This window comes from Sinosporangium album, from assembly GCF_900100605.1.
GTDB classification, from domain to species: Bacteria; Actinomycetota; Actinomycetes; order Streptosporangiales; family Streptosporangiaceae; genus Sinosporangium; species Sinosporangium album.
In genome coordinates this window covers 1-23,051 of record NZ_FNCN01000017.1, presented here as the reverse complement: position 1 = coordinate 23,051, position 23,051 = coordinate 1, and the positions used below count along the sequence as shown (strand labels likewise).

Genomic DNA, 23,051 nt, shown 5'->3' with positions numbered 1-23,051 from the left:
TGACCACCCCTTGCTCGATGGTCTCAACGCGCAGCAGCGCGAGGCCGTGATCCACCATGGCGGCCCCGTGCTCATCGTCGCGGGAGCGGGATCCGGCAAGACCAGGGTGCTCACCCATCGCATCGCCTTCCTGCTGTCCGAGCGGCATGTCCAGCCTCAGGAGATCCTCGCGATCACCTTCACCAACAAGGCCGCCCGGGAGATGAAGGATCGCGTGGAGAGCCTGATCGGCGCGCGATCCAAGGCCATGTGGGTGATGACCTTCCACAGCGCCTGCGTGCGGATCCTGCGGCGCGAGGCCAAGAGGCTCGGCTTCCCCACAAACTTCTCGATCTACGACCAGGCCGATTCGCAGCGGTTGATGGCGATGGTCTGCCGTGAGATGGATCTCGACCCCAAGCGGTTTCCGCCGCGCTCATTCTCCAATCAGGTCAGCGACTTCAAGAACGAGCTGATCGACTACGAGGCCGCGCTGGACAAGGCGGGCACCCACCTTGAGCGCACCCTCGCAGAGGCATATCGGAGCTATCAGCAGAAGCTGACCGACGCCGGCGCGATGGACTTCGACGACCTCATCATGCTGACGGTCAACCTGTTCCAGATCTTCCCCGAGGTCGCCGAGCATTACCGCCGCAGGTTCAGGCATGTCATGGTCGACGAATACCAGGACACCAACCACGCGCAATATGTGCTGGTGCGTGAGCTGGTGGGTCGGCCGGAGCTGCGCACCGCCGACGGCGACGTCGTGCGTGAGGGAGTCGAGCCCGCCGAGCTGTGCGTCGTGGGCGACGCAGACCAGTCGATCTACGCGTTCCGGGGCGCGACGATCCGCAACATCCTGGAGTTCGAGCGCGACTACCCCGACGCCAAGACGATCCTGCTGGAGCAGAACTACCGGTCCACGCAGAACATCCTGTCGGCCGCCAACGCCGTCATCTCCCGCAACGAGGGGCGCAAGCCCAAAAACCTCTGGTCCGACCAGGGGACGGGCCCGCTGATCGTCGGCTACGTCGCCGACAACGAGCACGACGAGGCGATGTTCGTCGCGCAGGAGGTCGACCGGCTCAGCGACGACGAGGAGGTCCGGCCCGGCGACGTCGCGGTGTTCTACCGCACCAACGCCGCGTCCCGCGTCTTCGAGGAGATCTTCATCCGCACCGGCCTGCCGTACAAGGTCGTCGGCGGGGTGCGCTTCTACGAGCGCAAGGAGGTCCGAGACCTGCTCGCCTACCTGCGGGTGCTGGGCAACCCGGGGGACGTCGTGTCGCTGCGGCGCATCCTCAACGTGCCGAGGCGGGGCATCGGCGACCGGGCCGAGGCGATGGTCGAGGCGTTCGCCTCGCGCGAGCGCATCTCGTTCTGGGACGCGCTGCGCCGTGCGGATGAGGCGCCCGGGCTCGCCACCAGGTCGCTCAACGCGATCAGGGATTTCGTCGCGACGCTCGACGAGCTGAGGGCCAAGTCCGAGGAGGTGCCGCCGGCCGAGCTCGCCGACGAGGTCCTGACCGCGACGGGCTACCGCGCCGAGCTTGAGGCCTCGGAGGACCCGCAGGACCAGAGCCGCCTGGAAAACCTCGACGAGCTGGTGTCGGTGGCGAGCGAGTTCTCGGAGGCCAACCCCGAGGGCACGCTGGTCGAGTTCCTTGAGCAGATCTCCCTGGTGGCCGACGCCGACCAGATCCCCGAGGAGGACGGCGGGCAGGGCGTGGTGACGCTCATGACCCTCCACACCGCCAAGGGGCTGGAGTTCCCGGTGGTGTTCCTGACCGGCATGGAGGACGGCGTCTTCCCCCACATGCGCTCCCTGGGCGAGCCGAAGGAGCTCGAAGAGGAGCGCCGCCTCGCCTACGTCGGCATCACCAGGGCCCGTGAGCGGCTCTACATGACGCGCGCCGCCGTGCGCAGCTCGTGGGGTTCCCCCTCGTTCAACCCCGCCTCCAGGTTCGTCTCCGAGGTCCCGGGCGAGCTGCTCGACTGGCGCACCCCGCCGGAGAAGAGCGCCTGGGGCGCCGCCACCGCCCGCCGGGAGGCCGCCCCCACGGCCGCCAAGCGGGCGGGTGGGCGCGAGCTGCCCTCACTGCGCCCCGGTGACCGCGTCACCCACGACCAGTTCGGCCTCGGCACCGTGGTCACCGTGGAGGGGATCGACCAGAAGACCAAGGTCAAGGTCGACTTCGGCAGCGGAGGCGAGAAGACGCTGCTGCTGGCCTACGCGCCGCTGGAGAAGCTCTAGCACCGACACGCCGTACGGCCCGGGCCCCCGATCGAGGCCCGGGCCGTACGTCTGTGCTCGGCTTGACGTGCGATCAGCCGATGCTGAATGAGGAGAAGTCCCAGGGGCGGATCTTGCTGAAGCCCGAGAGGTCCAGGTCACTCAGCTCCGCGACCCCCTCGGCCGCGGGGGCCTTGATCGTGACGCCCTTGGCCCAGCCGGACAGCCTGGTGTCCTGGGTGACCGTGTTCGTGCCCTTGAGGTCGGGCACCTTCGTGGTCACCGTGGTGACCACGCGGCGGGGCAGCAGGTCGGACCCGAGCCAGACCTTGATCGTGACCGGTGCCTTGGCCTCGGCAGCCGTGACCTTGGGGTAGAACTCACGGATCGTCGAGGACACCTTGCGGAGCTCGCCGAGGGTGATGGTGCTCTTCAGCACGGTCGTCTTCACCCCGTCGACGGTGCCGCCGGGGGCCCTCTTCGCCCGTGCCTGGATGACGTTATACGCCTTCGCATCGAAGACGCTGAACAGCGAGCCGCGCTCATACCTCGGGGCGGGCGTGGGCTTGGTGTGCACCCACGTCTTGCCCTCGGGCAGCGCCTCCGTGAAATAGGCGCCGTTGTAGTAGAGCGACGCACCATCCACGACGGTCCTGGCCGGCTTGTAGAGGTTCTCGATCTGGGCGGTGGTGCTGCCCTCGTTCGCCTCCTTCATGGCCTTGACGAGCTCTTGCTTGTACACAGGGGTGATCGCGTAACGCCCTGTCACGTCGAACCCTGTGATCCTGCCCTTGCCGAAGGCCACGGTTCCGGTCGCGCTGCCCTTGAGGGAGAGCTTGACGCCACTGGACTTGAGGGTCGTCGTGAGGGAGTCGGTGACCTTGGCGCCGTTACCCTGCACGGCGAACGCCTTGAGGGCGGCGTTGGGCGCCTTGGGCGCCGTCTGAGCGCCGGCGGCGGGGGCCGCGGCGGCGGCGATCGCGGGTGCGGTGAGAGCCACGGCGGCGGCGGCGATCCATCGCTTCATGAGACGTGAACTTTCCTTCTGGGAATGCCTCGCTGCGGATGAGGCATTTGAGGTGCTTGTTTCTACAGGGGGTGGATCACGTCTTTGTTACGCGAGAAACCACCACATTGGCCGAGCTGCTACAGACCGCGCTTGGGGTCGAGGCTCAGCGGGGCCTCGTCGAGGAACAGCGGCAGCGCCACCTGGTCGGCATCGATGACCAGCGAAGGGTCGGGGGCCGTGATGGCCACGGGCTTGCGCCACTCGCTGAACATCGTGCTGGTCGTCGTGACGAAGCTGTTCTTGCCCGACTTCTGGACGATGCTCGTCATCACGCGGCGGGGCAACTGGTCGGGCCCCACCCAGACCTTGACGGTCGCCGTCGAGGTGGACTTCTTGTCGTCCAGCGCCACCCACAGGTTCTTCATCTCGGGCGAGATCTTGGCGAGATCGCGGAGCGGGCTCTTCACCTGGTAGAGCGTCGTCTTGACCCCGTCGAGCGTGCCCCCGGCCCCCTTCTTCGCCGACTTCAGCACCGCGTCGAGAGTGGCCGGGGACAGGGCGTCCACGTTCTCGGTCGCGGGGCTCCAGAAGGGATCGTCCCCGATGGGGCTGCTGATCCACGTCTTGCCGGTCGGCAGGTATTTGGCGAGGAACTCGCTGTTCCGGTAGCCCACCCCGTTGACCACGATCACCTGGGTCGGCCGGAACAGCTCCTCAAGGTCGCCGTCGAGCGCCTTGAGCTCGGCACGGACCTCCGGGCTGATGCTGACGCGCGTGGTGAAGTCCGCGGCGTTGACCTTGCCGCCGCCGTAGCCCAGCACGCCGGTCGTGATCTGCTTGGGAAGGGTGAGGCCACCCTTCAGCTCCTTCTCGGACAGGGCTATCCGGGACGAGTTGACGATCTTGACGTTGCCCTTGCCGGCGAGCTGCCGCGCGACGGCCCCGCCCGGAGTGAGCGCGGCGGCCGTGGCCGTCGTCGCCGCGACCGTGGTCTGGGTGGGGGCCGCGTAGGCCGCCACCGCGGGGCCCGTGGCGAGCGCGGGGGCGGCGAGCGCCGCGGCGGCAAGGGTGGTCCATCGTTTCATGAGGGTGGAATTCCTCCTGGGAATGCCTCGCTGCGGGGGAGGCGATGGTGGTGTGGGCTATGCGGCGAAGGTCACCGTATAGTCACGGTCCCGGCTTTAGTGCTGAGAAACCGGATCCGAATCACGCATGGTGAAGCCTCAATGGCGCTGTGTGCATTCTGAGTGCCGGTCCATGGTGTATGGACGGCGAATGCCGTTCGAAGTCGGGCTTGTTTTTCTATCGCAGATCACGTCGGGGTGCCAAGCCCATTGGATCACCGTTCACGTAGGGTAACCAGGGGCTCTTGGCCTCCTATGAGCCGCCGGAGCGGGGGCGGGGAGGCGGTCTGCGGGCCCCTGGGCGGCGCACCCGCGCGGACGGCGGCCACTCCGCCAATATCGCGTGGCCGTGTAAGTGGCCGTGTAATTCGCCGAGTGCTCCCGCCGGTAGTCGCCCGCTCGGCGGGGAGATAATGCAGTCCTGTTCTCCGTCCGCGCGAAGCGTTTTTCCGCGTTCTCCTCCACTTTCCCGCACGCGGGAAAGTGGAGGAGGTCCAAGGAGAACCTGCGCGTACGGCGTGCGCCGACCTGCCCTGTCGCGCGGGGTGCGCGCGGGGTGGGGGTGCCCATGGCGGGGGAGTCCTCTCGGGGGGAGGGCCTCATGGCTGCGGGTGAGGCGTCACCCAAGATTTTTGCGGATGAGACCGACAATTGCGTGAGATATCCGGGCATGAACGGCAGATTTTCGGGCGGATCCGATACATGGCGACCACCCGATCCCGATCACTGGGGGCAGTCGGGGCTACCCTGCGTGGTAGGGCCCCGTAGGGCCGGGTGCAGGGAGGTCCCGATGGCGGCGATCGGGAGAATACGCATCGTCCTCGCCAAACCAGGGCTGGACGGGCACGACCGGGGAGTGAAGGTGGTCGCCCGCGCGCTCCGCGACGCCGGGATGGAAGTGATCTACACGGGCCTGCACCAGAGCCCCGACCAGATCGTGAACACGGCCATCCAGGAAGACGCCTCGGCCATCGGCCTCTCCGTGCTCTCCGGCGCCCACATGACGCAGTTCTCCCGGGTCATGGAACTGCTGCGCGAACGGGACGCCGCCGACATCGTGGTCTTCGGCGGAGGCATCATCCCCGAGGCCGACCTGCCGGAGCTGGAGCGCATGGGCGTGGCCCGCATCTTCCCCCCGGGGGCCACCATGCGGGAGATCGTCGCCTGGGTGGAGGACGCGGTGCCCGCACCCCCCTCTGCCTCCCTTTGAACCCGCACCCACATCAAGGGGCCTATACACGGGCATAGGGCATGTCTGACGGCGTATCCAGCGCCTCGCCAGGCGGGCTCCTGCCGTACGGCCGAAGGGCCATATTGGCGATTCTGCCGCGTGGTTGTGGATATTTTGCGAAACTCTGCCCTATGCCGCCCTGTCCTGGCAAGGTCTAAAGCGGACCCACCGGGGTGGCCAGGCGCCCGATGGGGCTACGCTTCATTGGCGGAAATCGCCGGGTGCCGCGCCACGGCGCTCGGGGCCTGGTCGACGCGAGTGTGCCGCTAGGCGCGCATGAGCCATCGTGCGCAGCGCGACCGTCAACACAGTAAAAGCAGCCGGAGAAGCAAGGACGGACCCTCGTGGACCTGTTCGAACATCAGGCGAAGGAGCTCTTCGCGGAATACGGCATCCCGGTGCCGCGCGGCGTCGTCGCGCACACCGTGGAGCAGGCGCGGGCGGCAGCCGAGGAGCTGACCGGCCGCGTCGTCGTCAAAGCCCAGGTCAAGACCGGGGGACGGGGCAAGGCCGGCGGTGTGAAGGTCGCCGCGGACGCGGCGGACGCCGCGGGCAAGGCCACCGAGATCCTCGGCATGGACATCAAAGGCCACACCGTCCACAAGGTGCTCGTCGAAGAGGCGAGCGCCATCGCGGAGGAGTACTACTTCTCCTTCCTCCTCGACCGTGCCAACCGCACGTTCCTGGCCATCTGCTCGGCCGCCGGCGGAATGGACATCGAAGAGGTCGCCGCGACCACCCCCGACAAGGTCGCCAAGGTCCCGGTCTCCGCGATCGAGGGCGTCGACCGCGCCCGCGCCCGTGAGATCGCGGCGGCGGGCGGTCTGCCCGAGGCGGCGCTCGACGGCTCGGCCGAGCTGATCGAGAAGCTCTGGGCCGTCTTCGTCGACGAGGACGCCTCCCTCGTCGAGGTCAACCCGCTCATCCTCACCGCCGACGGGCGTGTCGTGGCCCTCGACGGCAAGGTCACGCTCGACGACAACGCCGGCTTCCGCCAGCCCGAGCATGAGGCTTACGCCGACAAGGCCGCCGAGGACCCGCTTGAGGCCAAGGCCAAGGAGAAGGACCTCAACTACGTCAAGCTCGACGGCTCGGTCGGCATCATCGGCAACGGCGCCGGCCTGGTCATGTCCACGCTCGACGTGGTGGCCTACGCCGGCGAGGAGTTCGGCGGCCAGCGTCCGGCCAACTTCCTCGACATCGGCGGCGGCGCCTCGGCGGAGGTCATGGCCAACGGCCTGGAGATCGTCCTGTCGGACCCGAGCGTGAAGTCGGTCTTCGTCAACGTCTTCGGCGGCATCACGGCCTGCGACGCGGTGGCCAACGGCGTCGTCGCGGCCTTCCAGCTTCTCGCCGAGCGCGGCGAGTCGGTGACCCGCCCGCTGGTCGTGCGCCTTGACGGCAACAACGCCCTGCTGGGTCGCAAGATTCTGGCCGACGCCGCGCTGCCGGGCGTCGAACTGGTGGACACAATGGACGACGCGGCCAAGCGGGCCGCGGAACTCGCCGCGGCTGGGGTGTGACATGGCTATCTGGCTGACCGAAAACTCCAAGATCATCGTCCAGGGCATGACGGGGTCGGAGGGCACCAAGCACACCCGCCGCATGCTCGCCTCCGGCGCCAAGATCGTCGGCGGTGTCAACGCCCGTAAGGCCGGCACCGTCCACGAGGGCCTGCCGGTGTTCGGCACGGTGGCCGAGGCCATGGCCGCCACCGGCGCCGACGTGTCCGTGGTCTTCGTGCCCCCGGCGTTCACCAAGGACGCCGTCAAGGAGGCCATCGACGCCGAGATCCCGCTCTGCGTGGTCATCACCGAGGGCGTCCCCGTCCACGACACGACGACCTTCTGGGCGTACGCCACGGCCAAGGGCAACAAGACCCGCATCATCGGCCCCAACTGCCCCGGCATCGCCTCGCCGGGCGCGTCGAACGCGGGCATCATCCCGGCCGACATCACCGCGAGCGGGCGCATCGGCCTGGTGTCCAAGTCCGGCACCCTGACCTACCAGCTCATGTACGAACTGCGCGACATCGGCTTCTCCAGCTGTGTCGGCATCGGCGGCGACCCGGTCATCGGCACCACTCACATCGATGCCCTCCAGGCGTTCCAGGACGACCCGGGCACCGACGCCATCGTCATGATCGGCGAGATCGGCGGCGACGCCGAAGAGCGTGCCGCCGCCTACATCGAGCAGCACATCACCAAGCCGGTCGTCGCCTACGTCGCCGGCTTCACCGCGCCCGAGGGCAAGACCATGGGCCACGCCGGCGCCATCGTCTCCGGCTCCTCCGGCACCGCCCAGGCCAAGAAGGAGGCCCTGGAGAAGGTCGGCGTCCGCGTCGGCAAGACCCCGAGCGAGACCGCCCGCCTCATGCGCGAGGTCATGCAGTCCCGCTGACCCGCCTTGCGCGCCGGTGCCCCGCGTTTCACGAAGGACGCGGGGCACACGCATGCCTGCGGCACAGCCCCGCCGCGTCCCGGCGCGTCCGGTGGGCGAATCCCTGCATATCGGGTGCTTCTGGCAAATGGGTGTGGCCCTGTGCGGCGCGTCTCAGACGGACGGGCGGCCAAGCTTGAGAACATCGGTAACGTGACGGCTCTACTAGACCAGCTACGGTCGGCCCCCCGATCCGTCTTCAGCCGCATACCCGGCGTCTCGGGTGACGACGACGAACCGCGGCGCCCGCTGCCCGTGTCGGGCATGCTGGCGGCGGCCTGGACGCTCGGTGTGGGGCTCGCGGTGCTCACCACGCTCACGCTCGTGGGGTGGATCGCCGCGCCCAGAGGGGCCCTCGGCCCGGGGCTGCCCGGCGTGTTCCGTACGGCCGCGCAGCTCTGGCTGGCGGCCCACCACGCGGGCTTCGCGATCCCCGGCGGCCGGGTCGGGCTCCTGCCGGTGGGGTTGATGGTGCTGCCGGCGCTGCTGCTCTACCGCGGGGGCCTGTGGATGGCCCGCGACGCCGACCTTCGGCTGCGGCTCCCGGCGAGGCTGCCGAAGGGCACGCCGAAGGACGTGGCCAACGCCCGGCGGCGCGCCCAGCTCGTCCTGGTGGCGCAGGCCGGCATTTCGCTGGCGGCGCCGTACGCGCTGCTCGCCGGTGGGATCGCGCTGGTGGCGCGCAACGACATCACCCAGCCGTTCATCGGCGAGGCGGTGCTGAGCCACTTCGTGCTGGCCTTCCTCGCGGGCTCGCTCGCGGTGGCGCGCACGATCGGGCCGTGGCGGGTCATGCTGAAGCTCCTGCCGGAGCGGGTGCGCTCCCTGGTGGTGGGCACGGCCGTCGCCTTGACGATCATGCTGACCGCCGGGCTGGCGCTGGTGCTGGGCGCGATCGTGGTCAACTTCGGGAAGATCACGGAGCTGTCCGGGGTGCTCGCCCCCGAACTCGTCGGCGGCCTGCTGCTGGCGCTCGTCCAGGCGCTCTACCTGCTCAACACGGTCATCTGGGGCATGGCCTACATCACCGGCCCCGGCTTCGCCATCGGGACGGGCACGCTCGTCGCCCCCACCGGTGTGCACCTCGGCACAGTGCCGACCCTGCCGATCCTCGGCGCGCTGCCGGACGCGGGGCCGATGTCACCGTGGATGATGAGCGTGCTGGCCATCCCGTTCGCCGCCGGGGCCGTGGCGGGAGTGGCGGTGGCGCGCATCGCGCCGTCCCCCTCCTACGAGGTCGCGCCGCTGTGGGGGTTCCTGTGCGGTCTGGTGACCGGCCTGTCGGCAGGGTTCCTCGCCGCGCTGTCGGGCGGACCGCTCGGAGGAGCCCGCCTGTCGGCGGTCGGCCCGTCGGCCTGGGAGGTCACACTGTCGGTGACGCTGGAGGTCGGCGTGGCGGCCGGGATCTCCGCCGGCATCGCCAACTGGTGGCTGATCTCCCGCCGCCGCGTCGCACTCGCCGACAAGGTGGGTACGGCCGCCGCCCCCGTGCGCAAGGCCGGCGCTGTGATCGCCAAGGTGGCCGGGCGTGTCGGCTTCGCCGAGCAGGTCGAGCCGAAGCCCCTGCCGGGCCACTGGATGGACGCGACCGAATGCGAAACCCAGCCCATACCGGTGATCAGGGCCGACTGGACCGACGAACACGACGCCGCCACCCACGAGACGCTGGCGCAGCGCAGGCCGGAGGAGCCGGCGAAACCCGACCCGCCGCGTCCGCCGCGCCGCGACATCGTGGACGAGTCCGACGACAAGGGCGGCAAGGTGATCTACCTCGACCCCTACGCCTGGGACCGCGACTAGCCTCAGGGGGCCAGCGAGCGCAGCGCCCACTGGATGTCGAACGGCGACTTGGCCTTCATCGCCGCCTCGAACTGGGAGAAGCACTGCTGCTGCGCGCTGATCGTGCCGGCGCCCTTGAGGCACTCGCTGTAGGCCAGGAGCTGGTCGCCGAAGTAGACCTGGAAGAGCGTCGCCGACGCCGACAGCACCAAGGCCACCACCGAGATCGTGAACCCGGCCAGGGCGGTGGTCTTCGGCTTGCCCGCCGCGCGGAGCGCGGTGCGGGCCCGGCTCGCCGCGCCGAGCGCCAGCAGCGCCATCGCGACTCCGGCCAAAGGCAGGGCGAACGTTAGGGCCAACGCCGCCAGCGACAGCAGGAGAGCGCGACGGCCCGTCTCCTCGGCGGGCCTCGGTCCGGTAGGAATCTGGACCGGTGTCGTCACCAGGCCTCCTCTTCGTCGTCGCCGCGAGCGGGCGGATACCCTGGCTGCTGCGTTGTCCTCACCGTGCTGACCAGTCTGCCCTGAATAAGGAGTGCGTCGTGTCTCGCCAGGCCGCTCGGCTTGTAGTACTTGTCTCCGGTTCTGGCACCAACCTACAGGCCCTTCTGGACGCCGCGTCCGACCAGGCGTACGGCGCGGCCGTCGTGGCCGTGGGCGCCGACCGCACCGGCATCGAGGGTCTGGCGCGCGCCGAGCGCGCGGGGGTGCCCACCTTCGTCGAACGCGTGACCGACCACGAGAGCCGCGCGGCCTGGGACGAGGCCCTCGCCTCGCGCATCGCCGGGTTCCGGCCCGACCTCGTCGTCTCCGCCGGCTTCATGAAGATCCTCGGGCCGAGAGTGCTCAAGGACCACACCATCGTCAACACCCACCCCGCGCTCCTGCCCTCCTTCCCCGGCGCGCACGCGGTGCGCGACGCGCTCGCCTACGGCGTCAAGATCACCGGATGCACCGTCCACTTGGTGGACGCGGGGGTCGACACCGGCCCGGTGATCGCCCAGTCCGCGGTCGAGGTGCTGCCCAGCGACGACGAGGACTCGCTGCACGAGCGCATCAAAACCGTCGAGCGCGACCTGCTCGTCGAAACCGTCGGTCGCATGGCCCGCGAGGGGTTCACGGTGACCGGCCGCGAGGTTCGCCTGGCATGACCCGGCACACGAGCCGGCCACAACCTGACCAGAGAAAGGATCACCACGTGACCCGCATCGCCATCCGGCGTGCCCTCATCGCGGTATACGACAAGTCCGGGCTGGAGGAGCTCGCCCGGGGCTTGGACGCCGCGGGGGTCGAGATCGTGTCCACCGGCGGCACGGCCGCGAAGATCGCCTCGTACGGCGTGCCCGTGACGCCGGTCGAATCGCTGACCGGGTTCCCCGAATGCCTCGACGGGCGGGTCAAAACCCTGCACCCCCGGGTCCACGCCGGCCTCCTCGCCGACAGCTCCAACCCGGCCCACGTCAAGCAGCTCGACGAGCTGGAGATCGAGCCCTTCCAACTCGTCGTCGTCAACCTCTACCCGTTCAGCGAGACGGTGGCCTCCGGCGCGTCCGACGCCGAATGCGTCGAGCAGATCGACATCGGCGGCCCCGCCATGATCCGCGCGGCGGCCAAGAACCACGGCACGGTCGCGGTCGTGGTCGACCCGGCCCGCTACGGCGACGTGCTGAGCGCGGTCGCGGAGGGCGGCTACACCGAGACCGAGCGGCGCGACCTCGCCGGCGCCGCCTACGCCCACACCGCGACCTACGACATCGCGGTCTCGTCCTGGTTCGCGAGCAGCTACGCTCCGGCCGACGACACCCACTGGCCGGCCTTCATCGCCGCCTCGTGGACGCGCCGCGACGTGCTCAGGTACGGTGAGAACCCCCACCAGCGAGCCGCCCTCTACTCCGCCGACTCCGGCGGGCTGGCCGGGGCCGAGCAGCTTCACGGCAAGGAGATGTCCTACAACAACTACGTGGACGCCGACGCCGCGTGGCGCGCGGCATGGGACTTCAGCGAGCCGAGCGCCGCCATCATCAAGCACGCCAACCCCTGCGGCATCGCCGTCGGAGAGGACGTGGCGCAGGCCCACCGCAAGGCGCACGCCTGCGACCCGGTCTCCGCCTACGGCGGGGTCATCGCCGTCAACCGCGAGGTCTCGCCCGAGCTGGCCCGGCAGATCGCCGAGGTGTTCACCGAGGTCGTGGTGGCTCCCGGCTTCAGCGACGAGGCCCTCGCCGTACTCACGGCGAAGAAGAACCTGCGGCTGCTGGTCTGCCCGGAGGGGCCCGCGAACACGATCGAGCAGCGGCGCGTCGACGGCGGTCTGCTCGTGCAGAGCGTGGACCGGGTCGACGCCCCCGGCGACGACCCGGCGGCGTGGGAGCTCAAGGTGGGCTCCCCGGCCTCCCCGGAGGTGCTGGCCGACCTCGCCTTCGCCTGGAGGGCGTGCCGCTCGGTCAAGTCCAACGCGATCCTGCTGGCCGCGGACGGCGCGACCACCGGGGTGGGCATGGGGCAGGTCAACCGGGTCGACTCGGCCCGGCTCGCGGTGTCGCGGGCCGGTGACCGCGCGAGCGGCTCGGTGGCGGCCTCCGACGCCTTCTTCCCGTTCGCCGACGGGCTTGAGGTCCTCACCGAGGCGGGGGTCACGGCGATCGTCGAGCCCGGCGGCTCGGTGCGCGACGACGAGGTCGTCGCCGCGGCCGAACGGGCAGGCATCACCCTCTACTTCACCGGAACCCGTCACTTCTTCCACTGAGTCCACCGGGACTCGCCCACAGACGCCGCTCGGGTACGGCCGTCGCCTCACGGGGCGCGAGCCGTACCCGGTGATCATTTGGAAGGATCGCCGATATGACCGCGCAGATTCTCGACGGCAAAGCGACATCAGCGAAGATCAAGGCCGACCTCGCCCAGCGGGTGGCCGCCCTCGCGGAGCGGGGTGTGCGGCCGGGCCTGGGCTCGATTCTGGTGGGTGACGATCCCGGCAGCCAGATCTACGTGGCCAGCAAGCACCGCGACTGCGCGGAGGTCGGCATCGCCTCCCTGCGCAGGGACCTGCCGGAGACCGCCACGCAGGAGCAGGTCGGGGCCGTCATCGACGAGCTCAACGCCGACCCCGCGTGCACGGGATACATCGTGCAGCTCCCGCTGCCGCGCCACCTCGACGCGCAGGCCCTGATCGAGCGCATGGACCCGGCCAAGGACGCCGACGGCCTGCACCCGGTCAACCTGGGCCGCCTGGTCCACATGGTCGATGCCCCTCTGCCGTGTACGCCGAGGGGCATCGTGGTGCTCCTTCAGGAGTACGGTGTCCCGCTGAAGGGCGCCGAGACCGTGATCGTGGGCCGCGGCATCACCGTCGGCCGACCGCTCGGCCTGCTGCTGACCAGGCGGTCGGAGAACTCGACGGTGACCCTGTGCCACACCGGCACGGTCGACCTCGCCGCACACGTGCGCAACGCCGACATCGTGGTGGCGGCGGCGGGTGTCCCCGGCCTGATCACCGCGGAGATGGTCAAGCCTGGCGCCGCCGTACTCGATGTGGGCGTGTCGCGGGTGGACGGCAAGATCGCCGGTGATGTGGCGCAGGACGTCAAGGAGGTGGCCGGGTTTGTCGCGCCGAACCCCGGAGGGGTCGGCCCGATGACCCGGGCGATGCTGCTGACCAACGTGGTCGAAGCAGCCGAGCGGTCGCTTTAGCGGTGGTTTTCCGGCCGGATTCGAACCCGGTCCGGCCCACGTTCAGGACGCACGGCGGCTGCCCGCCGCCGTGTGTCCCTCGGTGGGCGCCGCGCTGCTCGGCGAACGCTGCGGTGGCACCACGGGTGTGGGCCTGACCAGGCCGAGCGCCACGACCTCGTTGGCCAACCGGGTGCGCCGGTTGGTGCCCTCCGGGATCCGGAACTTCTGGTACAGCCGCAGCAGGTGCTGCTTGACCGCGGCTTCGGTCACCACCAGATCGTCGGCGATCTCCCGCGCCGTCGCCGGGGCCACGAAGGCCTCGTCCGACAGCGCCGGTCGGCACAGCGATGTCAACACGTCGACTTCGCGCCGGGTCAGCTCGGGTGCCGCGGCGCGGCGGAGCTCGACCTCCGGTGCGAAGTCCTCGCGTGGGACACCGCCGATGCGGCAGCGCGCCGCGCCGAAGGAGACGACGTCGCCGTCGTCGAGCACCCTTCGGGCGATCGGTCTGCCATTGACCCGCGTGCCGTTGCGGGACAGACCGAGATCCACGACGTAGAGATAGGGTCCTCGTCGAACAAGCTCAGCGTGCAGCCTGGACACACTCGGATCCGTCAGGCGAATGTCAGCACCGCGACCTCGCCCGACCGTCGTGATCTCGGGGCGCAACGGGACAACCTCGCCTGTGTCCTCGATGCGAATGAACGGCCCCTCCACGGCAGTTCCTCCCCAGGTAGCCCGCCGTTACTGTCGCTACAGCTCCGGCTTACCCAAACGATGCGCTAGGGAATCTCCTTTGCCTCCAGCAGAATCCTGCTTGAAATTGGTCTGGACCTCCTCGGTTGATTTTGCCTGCTCACAGGTAGACTTCGGGCGGAGAAAGCGGAGGAAGTGCTCATGGCGGACAACCCCACAAAAGGACTCGCCGACGTCGTAGCCGCGTCCACAGCGCTCAGCGACATCGACGGCAAGGCCGGTCGCCTCTCCTACCGTGGCTACGACATCCACGACCTGGCCGGCCGCACGACGTTCGAGGAAGCGGCCCACCTGCTGCAGCGAGGCCGGCTCCCCACCGCCGAGCAGCTCGCCGACTATCGGGCGGAGCTCGCCGCGGGCAGGACGCTCGGCGCCTTGGTCGAAGCCGACATCGCGGAGATCGCGGGCAGGCAGGAGCCGATGGAGGCCCTGCGCACCCTGGTCTCCCTGGCCGGGGCCGACGACCCCGACAAGGCCGACAACGCCTCCGACGCCAACCTGCGCAAAGCCGCCCGGCTGACCGCTCAACAGGGCGTTTTGGTTGCCCGATATCACGCGGCCAGATCCGGCGGTGCCGTACCCGAACCCGACCCAGAGCTGGGCATCGCGGCGAACTTCCTGCTCCAGATCACGGGCCGCACGCCGTCCCAGCGCGAGATCGAGATCTTCGACGCCTGCCTCGTGCTGCACGCCGACCACACGATGAACGCCTCGACGTTCGCGGCGCGGGTCTGCGCGGCCACGCTGTCGGACATGCACTCGGCGATCGTCGCCGCGATCGGCACGCTCAAGGGCCCCCTGCACGGCGGCGCGAACGAGCAGGTCATGCGGACACTCGAGTCGATCGACCGGGGCCGGGTGGCCGAGGCCGTACGCGCGAAGCTGGCCGCGGGCGAGAAGATCATGGGCTTTGGCCACCGCGTCTACAAGACCGAGGACCCGCGGGCCACCCACCTGCGCAAGATGTCGGCAGAACTGGGCGAGTCCACAGGCGACGACACGTTCTACCGCATGTCCAAGGAGATGGAGGAGGTGGTCTTCACGGAGAAGAGGCTTTATCCCAACGTCGACTTCTACGCCGCGACGGTGTACCACTACCTTGGTATTCCGACGGACTTGTTTACGCCAGTCTTTTCGGTCAGCCGAATGTCGGGCTGGACCGCGCATGTGATCGAGCAGCATGCCGACAATCGTCTGATTCGTCCAGACAGTGAATACATCGGTGAGCGTGACCAGAAGTGGATACCGATCGACGAGCGGTGAGCCGCCGCGGAGATGAGACATGGGGACCGTACCCGCTGGTTCTGGCGGGTGCGGTCATCGGCGTGGGTGTGGCCGGCTTCGGCTATCCGATGCCGGGCGCGATCCTCATCGCGGTGTCCCTGCTGCTCGCGGCGGCGCTGAGACTCCTGCGCGGCGACCGCGCGGCGGGGCGGCTCGCCGTCCGCGGGCGCGGGTACGACGCGGCGACCACCGCGGTGCTGGGAGGCATGATCGTGGTGACCGTGCTGTTCCTGATGTTCTACCGGCGTTAAGGGACGACGGACCACCGATAGCGGGCAGCCGCATCACAGGTGGGTCACACCGGTCGGGTAGCCTCAACGGCCAGTGAGCCTCAATGGGACTTCCGGTCATTTTCAGTTCATGAAGGGGAACCACACGTATGCCCAAGATCAAGGTAGAGGGGCCGGTCGTCGAACTTGACGGCGACGAGATGACCCGGATCATCTGGCAGTTCATCAAAGACCAGCTCATCCTTCCCTACCTCGACGTCGACCTGAAGTACTACGACCTCGGCATCGAGCACCGCGACGCCACGGACGACCAGGTCACCATCGACGCTGCCAACGCCATCAAGCAGTACGGCGTGGGCGTGAAGTGTGCGACCATCACCCCCGACGAGGCCCGGGTCGAGGAGTTCGGCCTGAAGAAGATGTGGAAGTCCCCCAACGGGACCATCCGCAACATCCTCGGCGGCGTGATCTTCCGTGAGCCGATCATCATGTCGAACGTCCCCAGGCTCGTCCCGGGCTGGACCAAGCCCATCGTCGTCGGCCGCCACGCCTTCGGCGACCAGTACCGCGCGACCGACCTCAAGGTCCCCGGCGAGGGCACCCTGACCCTCACCTTCACGCCGAAGGACGGGTCGGACCCGGTCGAGCTCAACGTGTTCGACTTCCCCGGCGGCGGCGTCGCGATGGCGATGTACAACCTGGACGAGTCCATCCGCGACTTCGCCCGCGCCTCGATGCGGTACGGCCTGGCCCGCAACTACCCGGTCTACCTCTCGACGAAGAACACCATCCTCAAGGCGTACGACGGACGCTTCAAGGACATCTTCGCCGAGGTCTACGAGACCGAGTTCAAGGCCGAGTTCGAGGCCGCCGGCATCATCTACGAGCACCGCCTGATCGACGACATGGTCGCCGCGGCGCTCAAGTGGGAGGGCGGCTACGTCTGGGCCTGCAAGAACTACGACGGTGACGTCCAGTCCGACACGGTGGCCCAGGGCTTCGGCTCGCTCGGCCTGATGACCTCGGTGCTCATGACCCCCGACGGCAGGACCGTCGAGGCCGAGGCCGCGCACGGCACGGTGACCCGCCACTTCCGCCAGCACCAGCAGGGCAAGCCCACCTCCACCAACCCGATCGCCTCGATCTTCGCGTGGACCCGTGGCCTTCAGCACCGCGGCAAGCTCGACAACACCCCCGCGGTGATCGAGTTCGCCGGGAAGCTTGAGCAGGTCTGCATCGAGACCGTCGAAGGCGGCCAGATGACCAAGGACCTCGCCCTGCTCGTCGGCGGCGACGCCGCGTGGCTGACCACCCAGGACTTCCTGGCGGCGCTGGACGAGAACCTGCAGAAGAAGATGGCCTGACACGGCCTTGACGCGCCTGACACGGCGCGGCGCACCTGACACGGCGCGATCCACGCCGCAGGGCACGACGTCGAGCGCGCCAGGCCGGGAACCTTCCCGGCCTGGCGCGCTCGAGTGCTTGCATGGCTCGCATCGCTCGCATAGCTCGCGAGCTGCATAGTTCGCGCGCTTGCCATATGGGGAGCGGACTGCCGGGCCTTAAGGTTCACTGGTACAGCACGATGCCGCTCAAGGCGAGGACAAAGCCCGTGAGGGGGTGGGAATGCCGCAGATCACGCCCCTCATCCCCGAAGATCCGCGGCGTCTCGGCCGGTTCCACCTGACCGGACGCATCGGCGAAGGCGGACAAGGAGTCGTCTACCTGGGGGAGGGCGACGCCGGCGAGCGGGTCGCCGTCAAGCTCTTCCACATCGCCTTCAGGGGAGACGCCAAGGCACGCTCCAGGTTCGCCCGCGAACTGCGCGCCTCCCAGCGGGTCGCGTCGTTCTGCACCGCCCGAGTCGTAGACGCCGACATCGACGGCGACGCGCCGTACATCGCCAGCGAGTTCATCGACGGCCGATCCCTCGCCGCGACCGTCGCCTCGGACGGGCCGATGACCGGCACCGCCCTCGACCGCCTGGCCATCGGCACCGCCACCGCGCTGACCGCCATCCACCACGCCTCGATCGTCCACCGCGACTTCAAACCCGACAACGTGCTCATGGCCGCAGACGGCCCCCGAGTGATCGATTTCGGTATAGCGCGGCTGCTGGACACCCACACGATCACCAGCCGGGCCGTGGGAACCCCCGCCTACCTCGCGCCCGAGCAGGTCTCCGGCGGAGAGACCGGGACGTTCACCGACGTGTTCTCCTGGGGGGCCACGATCATGTTCGCGGCGACCGGCGGGGAGGCGTTCGGCGGACGCTCGATCGCGTCGGTGCTCAACCGCATCCTCAATCACGAGGTCGATACCTCGCACCTGCACGAACCCCTCCGCGGTACGGTGACCGCCGCCCTGGCCAAAAACCCCGCCCAACGGCCCACGGCCGACCAGGTCCTGCTGCGGCTCCTCGGCCGTCCGGACACCGGCGGAGCCTCTCCCGCGGTCCTCACCCAGGGGGTCCGCGTCGCCACCCCCCAGCGGCGCGAGCCGCACCGCGACACGCTGCCGTCCGGTCCCGACGCCGGGGAGAACGGCGAAGCCGAGGGGACCGGGGAGACCGAGGACAGTGAGGGATCCGCGGGAACTGAGGGGGCCGGGGGAGCCGGTGTCGACGGCGGTGGCTCGAAGGCGCCGCCGACGGTGCCCCTGCGCCGGCCGTACACCCCTCTGCCCGGCCGCCCGTCGCCCACTGCGGGCTCTTCCCGGGGAGATGGGACTCCAGGGTTGCCTGCCGAGGTCGCGGGGCCCATGTCGCGCTACGGCGCCGCCGTACCGGATGTGGAACCGCCCGCACAGGCGGGCGCACAGCCGCATGCGGAGCCGCCCGCACAGCCGCATGCGGAGGCGCGGCGCCGACCCGCCGTCCTCTGGACGGCGGTCGCCGTACTAGCCTTGATCGTGGCGGCGCTCGTCGTGGCGGCGCTCGCCTCCACCCTCCGGTAGGGCGGCCCGAAAGGGCGATCGGCGGTCGCGGCCGGATCAGGCGACTGGTCAGGCGAGGCCGCAGGAGGCGATCCCGGTCGTCGGCCCGCCGGGGCGGGAAGGTAGCATCCGCCCTGACACAATCGGATCCCGCTCAAAGTTGGGGGAAGGTCATGGCTCCCGTCAAGGTAACCGTCACCGGCGCAGCTGGACAGATCGGATACGCGCTGCTGTTCCGGATCGCCTCAGGGCAGCTCCTGGGGGCCGACGTTCCCGTGACGCTGAGCCTGCTGGAGATCACTCCGGCGCTCAAGGCGGCCGAGGGCACCGCGATGGAGCTCGACGACTGCGCGTTCCCGCTGCTCAAGGGCATCGAGATCACCGACAGCGCCGACAAGGCGTTCGACGGCGCGAACGTCGCCCTGCTCGTCGGCGCCCGGCCCCGCACCGCGGGCATGGAGCGCGGCGACCTGCTTGAGGCCAACGGCGGCATCTTCGGCCCGCAGGGCAAGGCCATCAACAGCCACGCGGCCGACGACATCCGCGTGCTCGTGGTGGGCAACCCCGCCAACACCAACGCGCTCATCGCGCAGGCCGCCGCCCCGGACGTGCCGGCCGAGCGCTTCACCGCGATGACCCGCCTCGACCACAACCGCGCGCTGTCCCAGCTGGCGGCCAAGCTCAAGGTGTCGGTCACCGACATCAAGAAGATGACCATCTGGGGCAACCACTCCGCCACGCAATACCCCGACCTCTTCCACACCGAGGTCGGCGGCAAGATCGCGGCCGAGCTGGTCGAGGACGCCTGGCTGCGCGAGACGTTCATCCCGAAGGTCGCCAAGCGCGGCGCCGCCATCATCGAGGCCCGCGGCGCCTCCTCGGCCGCCTCCGCGGCCAACGCCGCCATCGACCACGTCCACGACTGGGTCAACGGCACCCCCGAAGGTGACTGGACCTCCGCCGCCATCCCGTCCGACGGCTCGTACGGCGTGCCCGAGGGCATCATCTCCTCCTTCCCGGTCGTCTCCCGCGACGGCCGCTGGGAGATCGTCCAAGGTCTGTCCATCGACGAGTTCTCCCGCGAGCGCATCGACGCCTCGGTGGGCGAGCTGGTCGAGGAGCGCGACGCGGTGCGCGCGCTCAACCTGATCTGAGGGGTTTCGCCCCTGAGGGCCCCGCGCTCCCCGAACCGGGGAACGCGGGGCCCTCGCCGTCTCCGGCGACCGGTACGACCGGCCGTTGGTCATCGGTCGGTCAAAATGGGCAGATGACTCTCACCTGGTCGGACACGGCTTTCTGATCGCGCCCCCCGAACCGGATGAAAATGCTCACTGAGCATTGGAAACCCGGGGGTTTAGTGGTCATGGGGCGTGTGTCGGCGCGGGTCGCCGCCGGAGCTGTGTTCTCCGCACTGATAGCTGCTTTCGTCGTCGTCACGCCGCCCGGCGGCGCCACCACCGAGCCGCCCGGCGGCGCCACCACCGGGCAACCTGCCGGCACCGCCTCCGAGGCGCCTGTCGGCACCGCCTCCGGGCCGCCTAAGAAGCGGGCCGCAGCCTCAGCCGACCTGTCGGTCGCCATGTCGGCCACCCCCACGACCGCCCAGCCCGGACACATGGTGACCTACTACGTCGAAGTGCGTAACGCCGGGCCCGGCGCAGCCGTACTCCCCGTACTCACCGTGAAAATCCCCACCCAAGTGACCGTCATCGGCGTCAACGTGGCCACCTGTCGGCCCGGCGCGACGCTCAACGAGGTCATCTGCCCCTCCAGCAGCGACATCCCCGCAGGCGACCGCGGCGGCGTCACCATCACCGGCCTCGTACGGCACGGCGCCCGCGGCCCCCTCCACGCCACCGCCGCCCTCACCACGACCGGACACGACGACAAACCCGCCAACAACACCGCCCGCGTCGACACACCCGTCGACGAAGGCGCCGACCTCACCCTCCGCCTCTCACCCCACGCCACCCCCAGCCGCCGCGCAATCAGCATCACCATGACCATCACCAACCGCGGCCCGCGCAACGTCCCCGACGCGCACGTCCAACTCCGCACCACCCTCGACGGCCGACCCCAGGCCAAACTCGTGCAGGCCACCGGCGGGCGCTGCCGTACAGCCGGCGCCCGGCTCGACTGCCGCCTCCCCACCCTCCGCCCCGGCACCCCAGCGCGGCTCAAACTGCTCCTCGCCGCCCCCGGCCACCCCCGAGCCGCCTCCATCAAAGCCACCGTCAAAGCCACCGTCAAAGCCACCGTCCACTCCCCATCCCTCGGCGACCGGCGCCCGGCCGACAACCAGGCCAAAGCCACCCTCCGCATTTGATTGAGTGCTCTAATGGCGACGCTTCGCGTCGCGGCGAGGGGGCTGTGTTTGATTGCGCGCCTGCGGCGCGCGGCGAGGGGGCTCTTGGTCCGGTGCTTTCCCTCGTCGCTGTGGTCGCTTCGCTCCCTGCGCTCCTCAGTGCTCAAGCCTTCATAGGGGTAACTAACCCGGCAAGGCCGCGTGCTGACCTGAAGGCTTCACGGCGACGCCTCACGCCGGGCCCCGACACAACCGCCACAGGCCAGTGCACCAGTCTGACCAGGCGCAACGAAAATTGCCGAATTGTCCTTATATGTATCAAGGCGGCGGCGCGCCGCGCCGCCGCAGCGGCCCTACCCCTGCCCTTGCGGGGGGCGTGCGGCCTCCGGCCGGTCCCCCCGCCGACAAGGAAAACCCTTCGATCGTTTCGTATGGTCATGCCGAATGAACCGGCGGGAAGAGCGGCCAGGACCCTTCCCGCCGGACACCTCACGCCGCGCGCAGCCGCTCCAGACGGGCCGCCACCGCATCGGCCTTCGCGCTTCCCATCTCCGAAAGGCCGCTCAGCGCCGCCTCCAGATGCTCGGCCGCTCCTTCGGTGTCCCCGGTCGCCTCGCACACATCGGCCAGGCCGAGCCTTATCGTCGCTTCTTGATGCGCCGCGCCGATCTGTGCGGCGGTCTTCAGCGCCTCTTCCAACAGCGTCCGAGCCTCATCCGGACGGGACCCGGCAAGGTGCATCTGCCCCAGCAATGTCTTGACCCGCGCGGTGTTGTAATCGTCACCCTCGGCCGCGAAGAGGCCGAGCGCCTCGGTGAACCTGTCGGCGGCCTCATCGGCGCGTCCGAGCTTGAGCGCCGTCTCTCCGAGGTAGCGCGTCATCAAGGCCACGCCCCGGGGACGCCCCTCGGACCGGTGGATGTCGCGAGCCGCCTCGAAAAGCTCCGCCGCGCTACCCTTCCCCTGCTGATCGCGCAGGTACAGGCCGCCTAGAGCCGCAAGCGCTGCGGCCTCGCTCAGAGGGTGCCCGAGATCCCGGGCACGACCGAGGGACTCTTCCGCGAGGTCTATCGCCTCATTGGCGCGACCGGCGTGCTGAAGGGCCGATGACTGCCCCAGCAGCATCCGGGGGAGCGCGAGCGGTACCGACCCCTTGCGCGCCGACGCCGCACCAGCCTCATACACCCCCAGCCACTCACGGGGCTTGGTGTACAGGATCAGACCCCACAGCGCCTCGGCCATCTGCCAGGACAGATCGAACGAGCCGCGCACGTGCGCCCTGAAGACCACCGCCGTCAGCACGGGCCACTCCGAGCGGCCCCAGTCCAGAGCCTCACGCCGCGTGGCGAAGGCCGCCTCCTGATCGGTCACCGTCTCGTACAGGTCGCTCACACGCCACCGGCCCGGATGCACCACCAGGTCCATCCGCGTCGCGGCGGTGAGCAGCTCATACCCCTTGATCGCGAAATCCGGCACGGGTTTCCCCTCTTCCCTTCCCGAAGGGGCGACACCGTGCCGCCCCAAGTGACCAGGTGCTTTCATGCCGTGCAGCGCCCCCGGCAGCGACTCACTTCACCGCCGGGGGCGCACCCGGCAAGGGCAGACCAACGCCCAAGCCCTCACCGGGAACCTTGATCTGTCGATCAGCCCGACAGGTGCCACAGGAACAGGCGCGCTATCTGCTCAGCGCGCTTGCGGACGGCCCCCAGGCTCGGATGGGTCTCCTCAGGCCAGGTGCCGCCGCAGGGGGCGGGCAGGTGCGTATGCAGCGAGACGTATCCGGCCTGTGCCCCGGTCCGGGGAAAGACCACGGCGGTGAACGCCTTGATCCGGCCCCTCCCCACGAATCCGCGCCATGTCCGGGGCACATACGGGCTCTCCGTCCACTCCACCGCAGGGGCGGATGCGCTCCCCACCTGATCCAGGCACAGCCGCGACCGCGAGACCAGCTCGGCGACCAGCCAGTCAGCACGAGCGGGCGCAGCCGCCTCACCGGTGAAGGCGACCCGCAGCCCGCCCCCCTCCGCGACCTCCACACGAGCCGACATCTCCGCCGCCAAGGTGTAGGCGGTCAGGA

General features: G+C 69.5%; 20 protein-coding genes. 14 read left to right on the top strand and 6 right to left on the bottom strand.

Annotation, left to right across the window (positions count from 1 at the left end; genetic code table 11):
* The first annotated feature begins 10 nt into the window (after positions 1–10).
* Entirely contained in the window at positions 11–2,233 is a 2,223-nt protein-coding gene (gene pcrA, locus BLQ73_RS18280) for a DNA helicase PcrA (RefSeq protein WP_176955538.1), read from the top strand.
* 73 nt (positions 2,234–2,306) lie between these two features.
* On the opposite strand, the gene BLQ73_RS32525 is transcribed toward pcrA, so the two are convergent.
* Positions 2,307–3,239: a hypothetical protein gene (locus tag BLQ73_RS32525; protein ID WP_093171692.1), complete on the bottom strand. Its 933-nt coding sequence runs from the start codon at positions 3,237–3,239 to the stop codon at positions 2,307–2,309.
* Between the two features lie 119 nt (positions 3,240–3,358).
* Positions 3,359–4,306, bottom strand: coding sequence for a hypothetical protein (locus BLQ73_RS18270; protein ID WP_093171691.1), 948 nt, complete (start codon positions 4,304–4,306; stop codon positions 3,359–3,361).
* An 829-nt stretch (positions 4,307–5,135) separates the two neighbouring features.
* On the opposite strand from BLQ73_RS18270, the gene BLQ73_RS18265 reads away from it, so the two are divergent.
* The 4 genes from BLQ73_RS18265 (at position 5,136) to BLQ73_RS18250 (ending at position 9,815) form a co-directional block, all read left to right on the top strand.
* Complete coding sequence (locus BLQ73_RS18265) at positions 5,136–5,555, top strand: coenzyme B12-dependent isobutyryl CoA mutase small subunit (RefSeq protein WP_093171690.1); 420 nt, start codon at positions 5,136–5,138, stop codon at positions 5,553–5,555.
* Between the two features lie 365 nt (positions 5,556–5,920).
* A complete protein-coding gene (gene sucC, locus BLQ73_RS18260) occupies positions 5,921–7,099 on the top strand; it encodes an ADP-forming succinate--CoA ligase subunit beta (RefSeq protein ID WP_093171689.1) in 1,179 nt (392 codons plus the stop codon).
* A 1-nt stretch (position 7,100) separates the two neighbouring features.
* Entirely contained in the window at positions 7,101–7,976 is an 876-nt protein-coding gene (sucD, locus tag BLQ73_RS18255) for a succinate--CoA ligase subunit alpha (RefSeq protein ID WP_093171688.1), read from the top strand.
* Between the two features lie 192 nt (positions 7,977–8,168).
* Entirely contained in the window at positions 8,169–9,815 is a 1,647-nt protein-coding gene (locus BLQ73_RS18250; RefSeq protein WP_093171687.1) for a cell division protein PerM, read from the top strand.
* A 2-nt stretch (positions 9,816–9,817) separates the two neighbouring features.
* Here BLQ73_RS18250 and BLQ73_RS18245 read toward each other — a convergent pair whose 3' ends face one another.
* The gene (locus BLQ73_RS18245; RefSeq protein WP_093171686.1) at positions 9,818–10,237 is read right to left on the bottom strand and encodes a hypothetical protein; all 420 of its coding nucleotides are present in this window, start codon (positions 10,235–10,237) and stop codon (positions 9,818–9,820) included.
* A 98-nt stretch (positions 10,238–10,335) separates the two neighbouring features.
* On the opposite strand from BLQ73_RS18245, the gene purN reads away from it, so the two are divergent.
* The 3 genes from purN to BLQ73_RS18230 all read left to right on the top strand — a co-directional run bounded on the left by purN (position 10,336) and on the right by BLQ73_RS18230 (position 13,483).
* Positions 10,336–10,944: a phosphoribosylglycinamide formyltransferase gene (gene purN, locus BLQ73_RS18240; RefSeq protein ID WP_093171685.1), complete on the top strand. Its 609-nt coding sequence runs from the start codon at positions 10,336–10,338 to the stop codon at positions 10,942–10,944.
* Between the two features lie 47 nt (positions 10,945–10,991).
* The gene (gene purH, locus BLQ73_RS18235; protein ID WP_093171684.1) at positions 10,992–12,539 is read left to right on the top strand and encodes a bifunctional phosphoribosylaminoimidazolecarboxamide formyltransferase/IMP cyclohydrolase; all 1,548 of its coding nucleotides are present in this window, start codon (positions 10,992–10,994) and stop codon (positions 12,537–12,539) included.
* Between the two features lie 95 nt (positions 12,540–12,634).
* Complete coding sequence (locus BLQ73_RS18230; protein ID WP_093171683.1) at positions 12,635–13,483, top strand: bifunctional methylenetetrahydrofolate dehydrogenase/methenyltetrahydrofolate cyclohydrolase; 849 nt, start codon at positions 12,635–12,637, stop codon at positions 13,481–13,483.
* A 42-nt stretch (positions 13,484–13,525) separates the two neighbouring features.
* Here BLQ73_RS18230 and BLQ73_RS18225 read toward each other — a convergent pair whose 3' ends face one another.
* On the bottom strand, positions 13,526–14,182 hold the full coding sequence (locus BLQ73_RS18225) for an FHA domain-containing protein (protein ID WP_093171682.1): 657 nt from the start codon (positions 14,180–14,182) through the stop codon (positions 13,526–13,528).
* 180 nt (positions 14,183–14,362) lie between these two features.
* Here BLQ73_RS18225 and BLQ73_RS18220 point away from each other — a divergent pair, with 180 nt between their 5' ends.
* The 6 genes from BLQ73_RS18220 (at position 14,363) to BLQ73_RS32520 (ending at position 20,995) form a co-directional block, all read left to right on the top strand.
* Positions 14,363–15,484, top strand: coding sequence for a citrate/2-methylcitrate synthase (locus BLQ73_RS18220; protein ID WP_093171681.1), 1,122 nt, complete (start codon positions 14,363–14,365; stop codon positions 15,482–15,484).
* Positions 15,481–15,756 (top strand): DUF3017 domain-containing protein, encoded by a 276-nt coding sequence (locus tag BLQ73_RS18215; RefSeq protein WP_176955532.1) that lies wholly within the window; start codon positions 15,481–15,483, stop codon positions 15,754–15,756. The genes BLQ73_RS18220 and BLQ73_RS18215 overlap by 4 nt, the downstream gene beginning before the upstream one ends.
* Before the next feature lie 128 nt (positions 15,757–15,884).
* A complete protein-coding gene (locus BLQ73_RS18210; RefSeq protein ID WP_093171679.1) occupies positions 15,885–17,099 on the top strand; it encodes an NADP-dependent isocitrate dehydrogenase in 1,215 nt (404 codons plus the stop codon).
* A 262-nt stretch (positions 17,100–17,361) separates the two neighbouring features.
* Positions 17,362–18,690: a serine/threonine-protein kinase gene (locus BLQ73_RS18205; RefSeq protein ID WP_093171678.1), complete on the top strand. Its 1,329-nt coding sequence runs from the start codon at positions 17,362–17,364 to the stop codon at positions 18,688–18,690.
* A gap of 152 nt (positions 18,691–18,842) precedes the next feature.
* The gene (locus tag BLQ73_RS18200; RefSeq protein ID WP_093171677.1) at positions 18,843–19,823 is read left to right on the top strand and encodes a malate dehydrogenase; all 981 of its coding nucleotides are present in this window, start codon (positions 18,843–18,845) and stop codon (positions 19,821–19,823) included.
* A gap of 209 nt (positions 19,824–20,032) precedes the next feature.
* Positions 20,033–20,995 (top strand): DUF11 domain-containing protein, encoded by a 963-nt coding sequence (locus BLQ73_RS32520; protein WP_176955531.1) that lies wholly within the window; start codon positions 20,033–20,035, stop codon positions 20,993–20,995.
* 468 nt (positions 20,996–21,463) lie between these two features.
* Here the strand turns inward: BLQ73_RS32520 and BLQ73_RS18190 are convergent, their stop codons facing one another.
* Positions 21,464–22,450, bottom strand: coding sequence for a tetratricopeptide repeat protein (locus tag BLQ73_RS18190; RefSeq protein ID WP_176955530.1), 987 nt, complete (start codon positions 22,448–22,450; stop codon positions 21,464–21,466).
* A gap of 167 nt (positions 22,451–22,617) precedes the next feature.
* On the bottom strand, positions 22,618–23,051 hold a 434-nt coding region (locus BLQ73_RS32515; protein ID WP_176955529.1), incomplete at its 5' end, for a hypothetical protein.

Excerpts from the sequence above, each read along its gene's own strand:
- BLQ73_RS32525 (WP_093171692.1), bottom strand. The coding sequence starts at position 3,239 with ATGAAGCGATGGATCGCCGCCGCCGCCGTGGCTCTCACCGCACCCGCG.
- BLQ73_RS18270 (WP_093171691.1), bottom strand. The coding sequence starts at position 4,306 with ATGAAACGATGGACCACCCTTGCCGCCGCGGCGCTCGCCGCCCCCGCG.
- BLQ73_RS18265 (WP_093171690.1), top strand. The coding sequence starts at position 5,136 with ATGGCGGCGATCGGGAGAATACGCATCGTCCTCGCCAAACCAGGGCTG.
- sucD (WP_093171688.1), top strand. The coding sequence starts at position 7,101 with ATGGCTATCTGGCTGACCGAAAACTCCAAGATCATCGTCCAGGGCATG.
- BLQ73_RS18230 (WP_093171683.1), top strand. The coding sequence starts at position 12,635 with ATGACCGCGCAGATTCTCGACGGCAAAGCGACATCAGCGAAGATCAAG.
- BLQ73_RS18220 (WP_093171681.1), top strand. The coding sequence starts at position 14,363 with ATGGCGGACAACCCCACAAAAGGACTCGCCGACGTCGTAGCCGCGTCC.
- BLQ73_RS18210 (WP_093171679.1), top strand. The coding sequence starts at position 15,885 with ATGCCCAAGATCAAGGTAGAGGGGCCGGTCGTCGAACTTGACGGCGAC.
- BLQ73_RS18205 (WP_093171678.1), top strand. The coding sequence starts at position 17,362 with ATGCCGCAGATCACGCCCCTCATCCCCGAAGATCCGCGGCGTCTCGGC.
- BLQ73_RS18200 (WP_093171677.1), top strand. The coding sequence starts at position 18,843 with ATGGCTCCCGTCAAGGTAACCGTCACCGGCGCAGCTGGACAGATCGGA.
- BLQ73_RS32520 (WP_176955531.1), top strand. The coding sequence starts at position 20,033 with ATGGGGCGTGTGTCGGCGCGGGTCGCCGCCGGAGCTGTGTTCTCCGCA.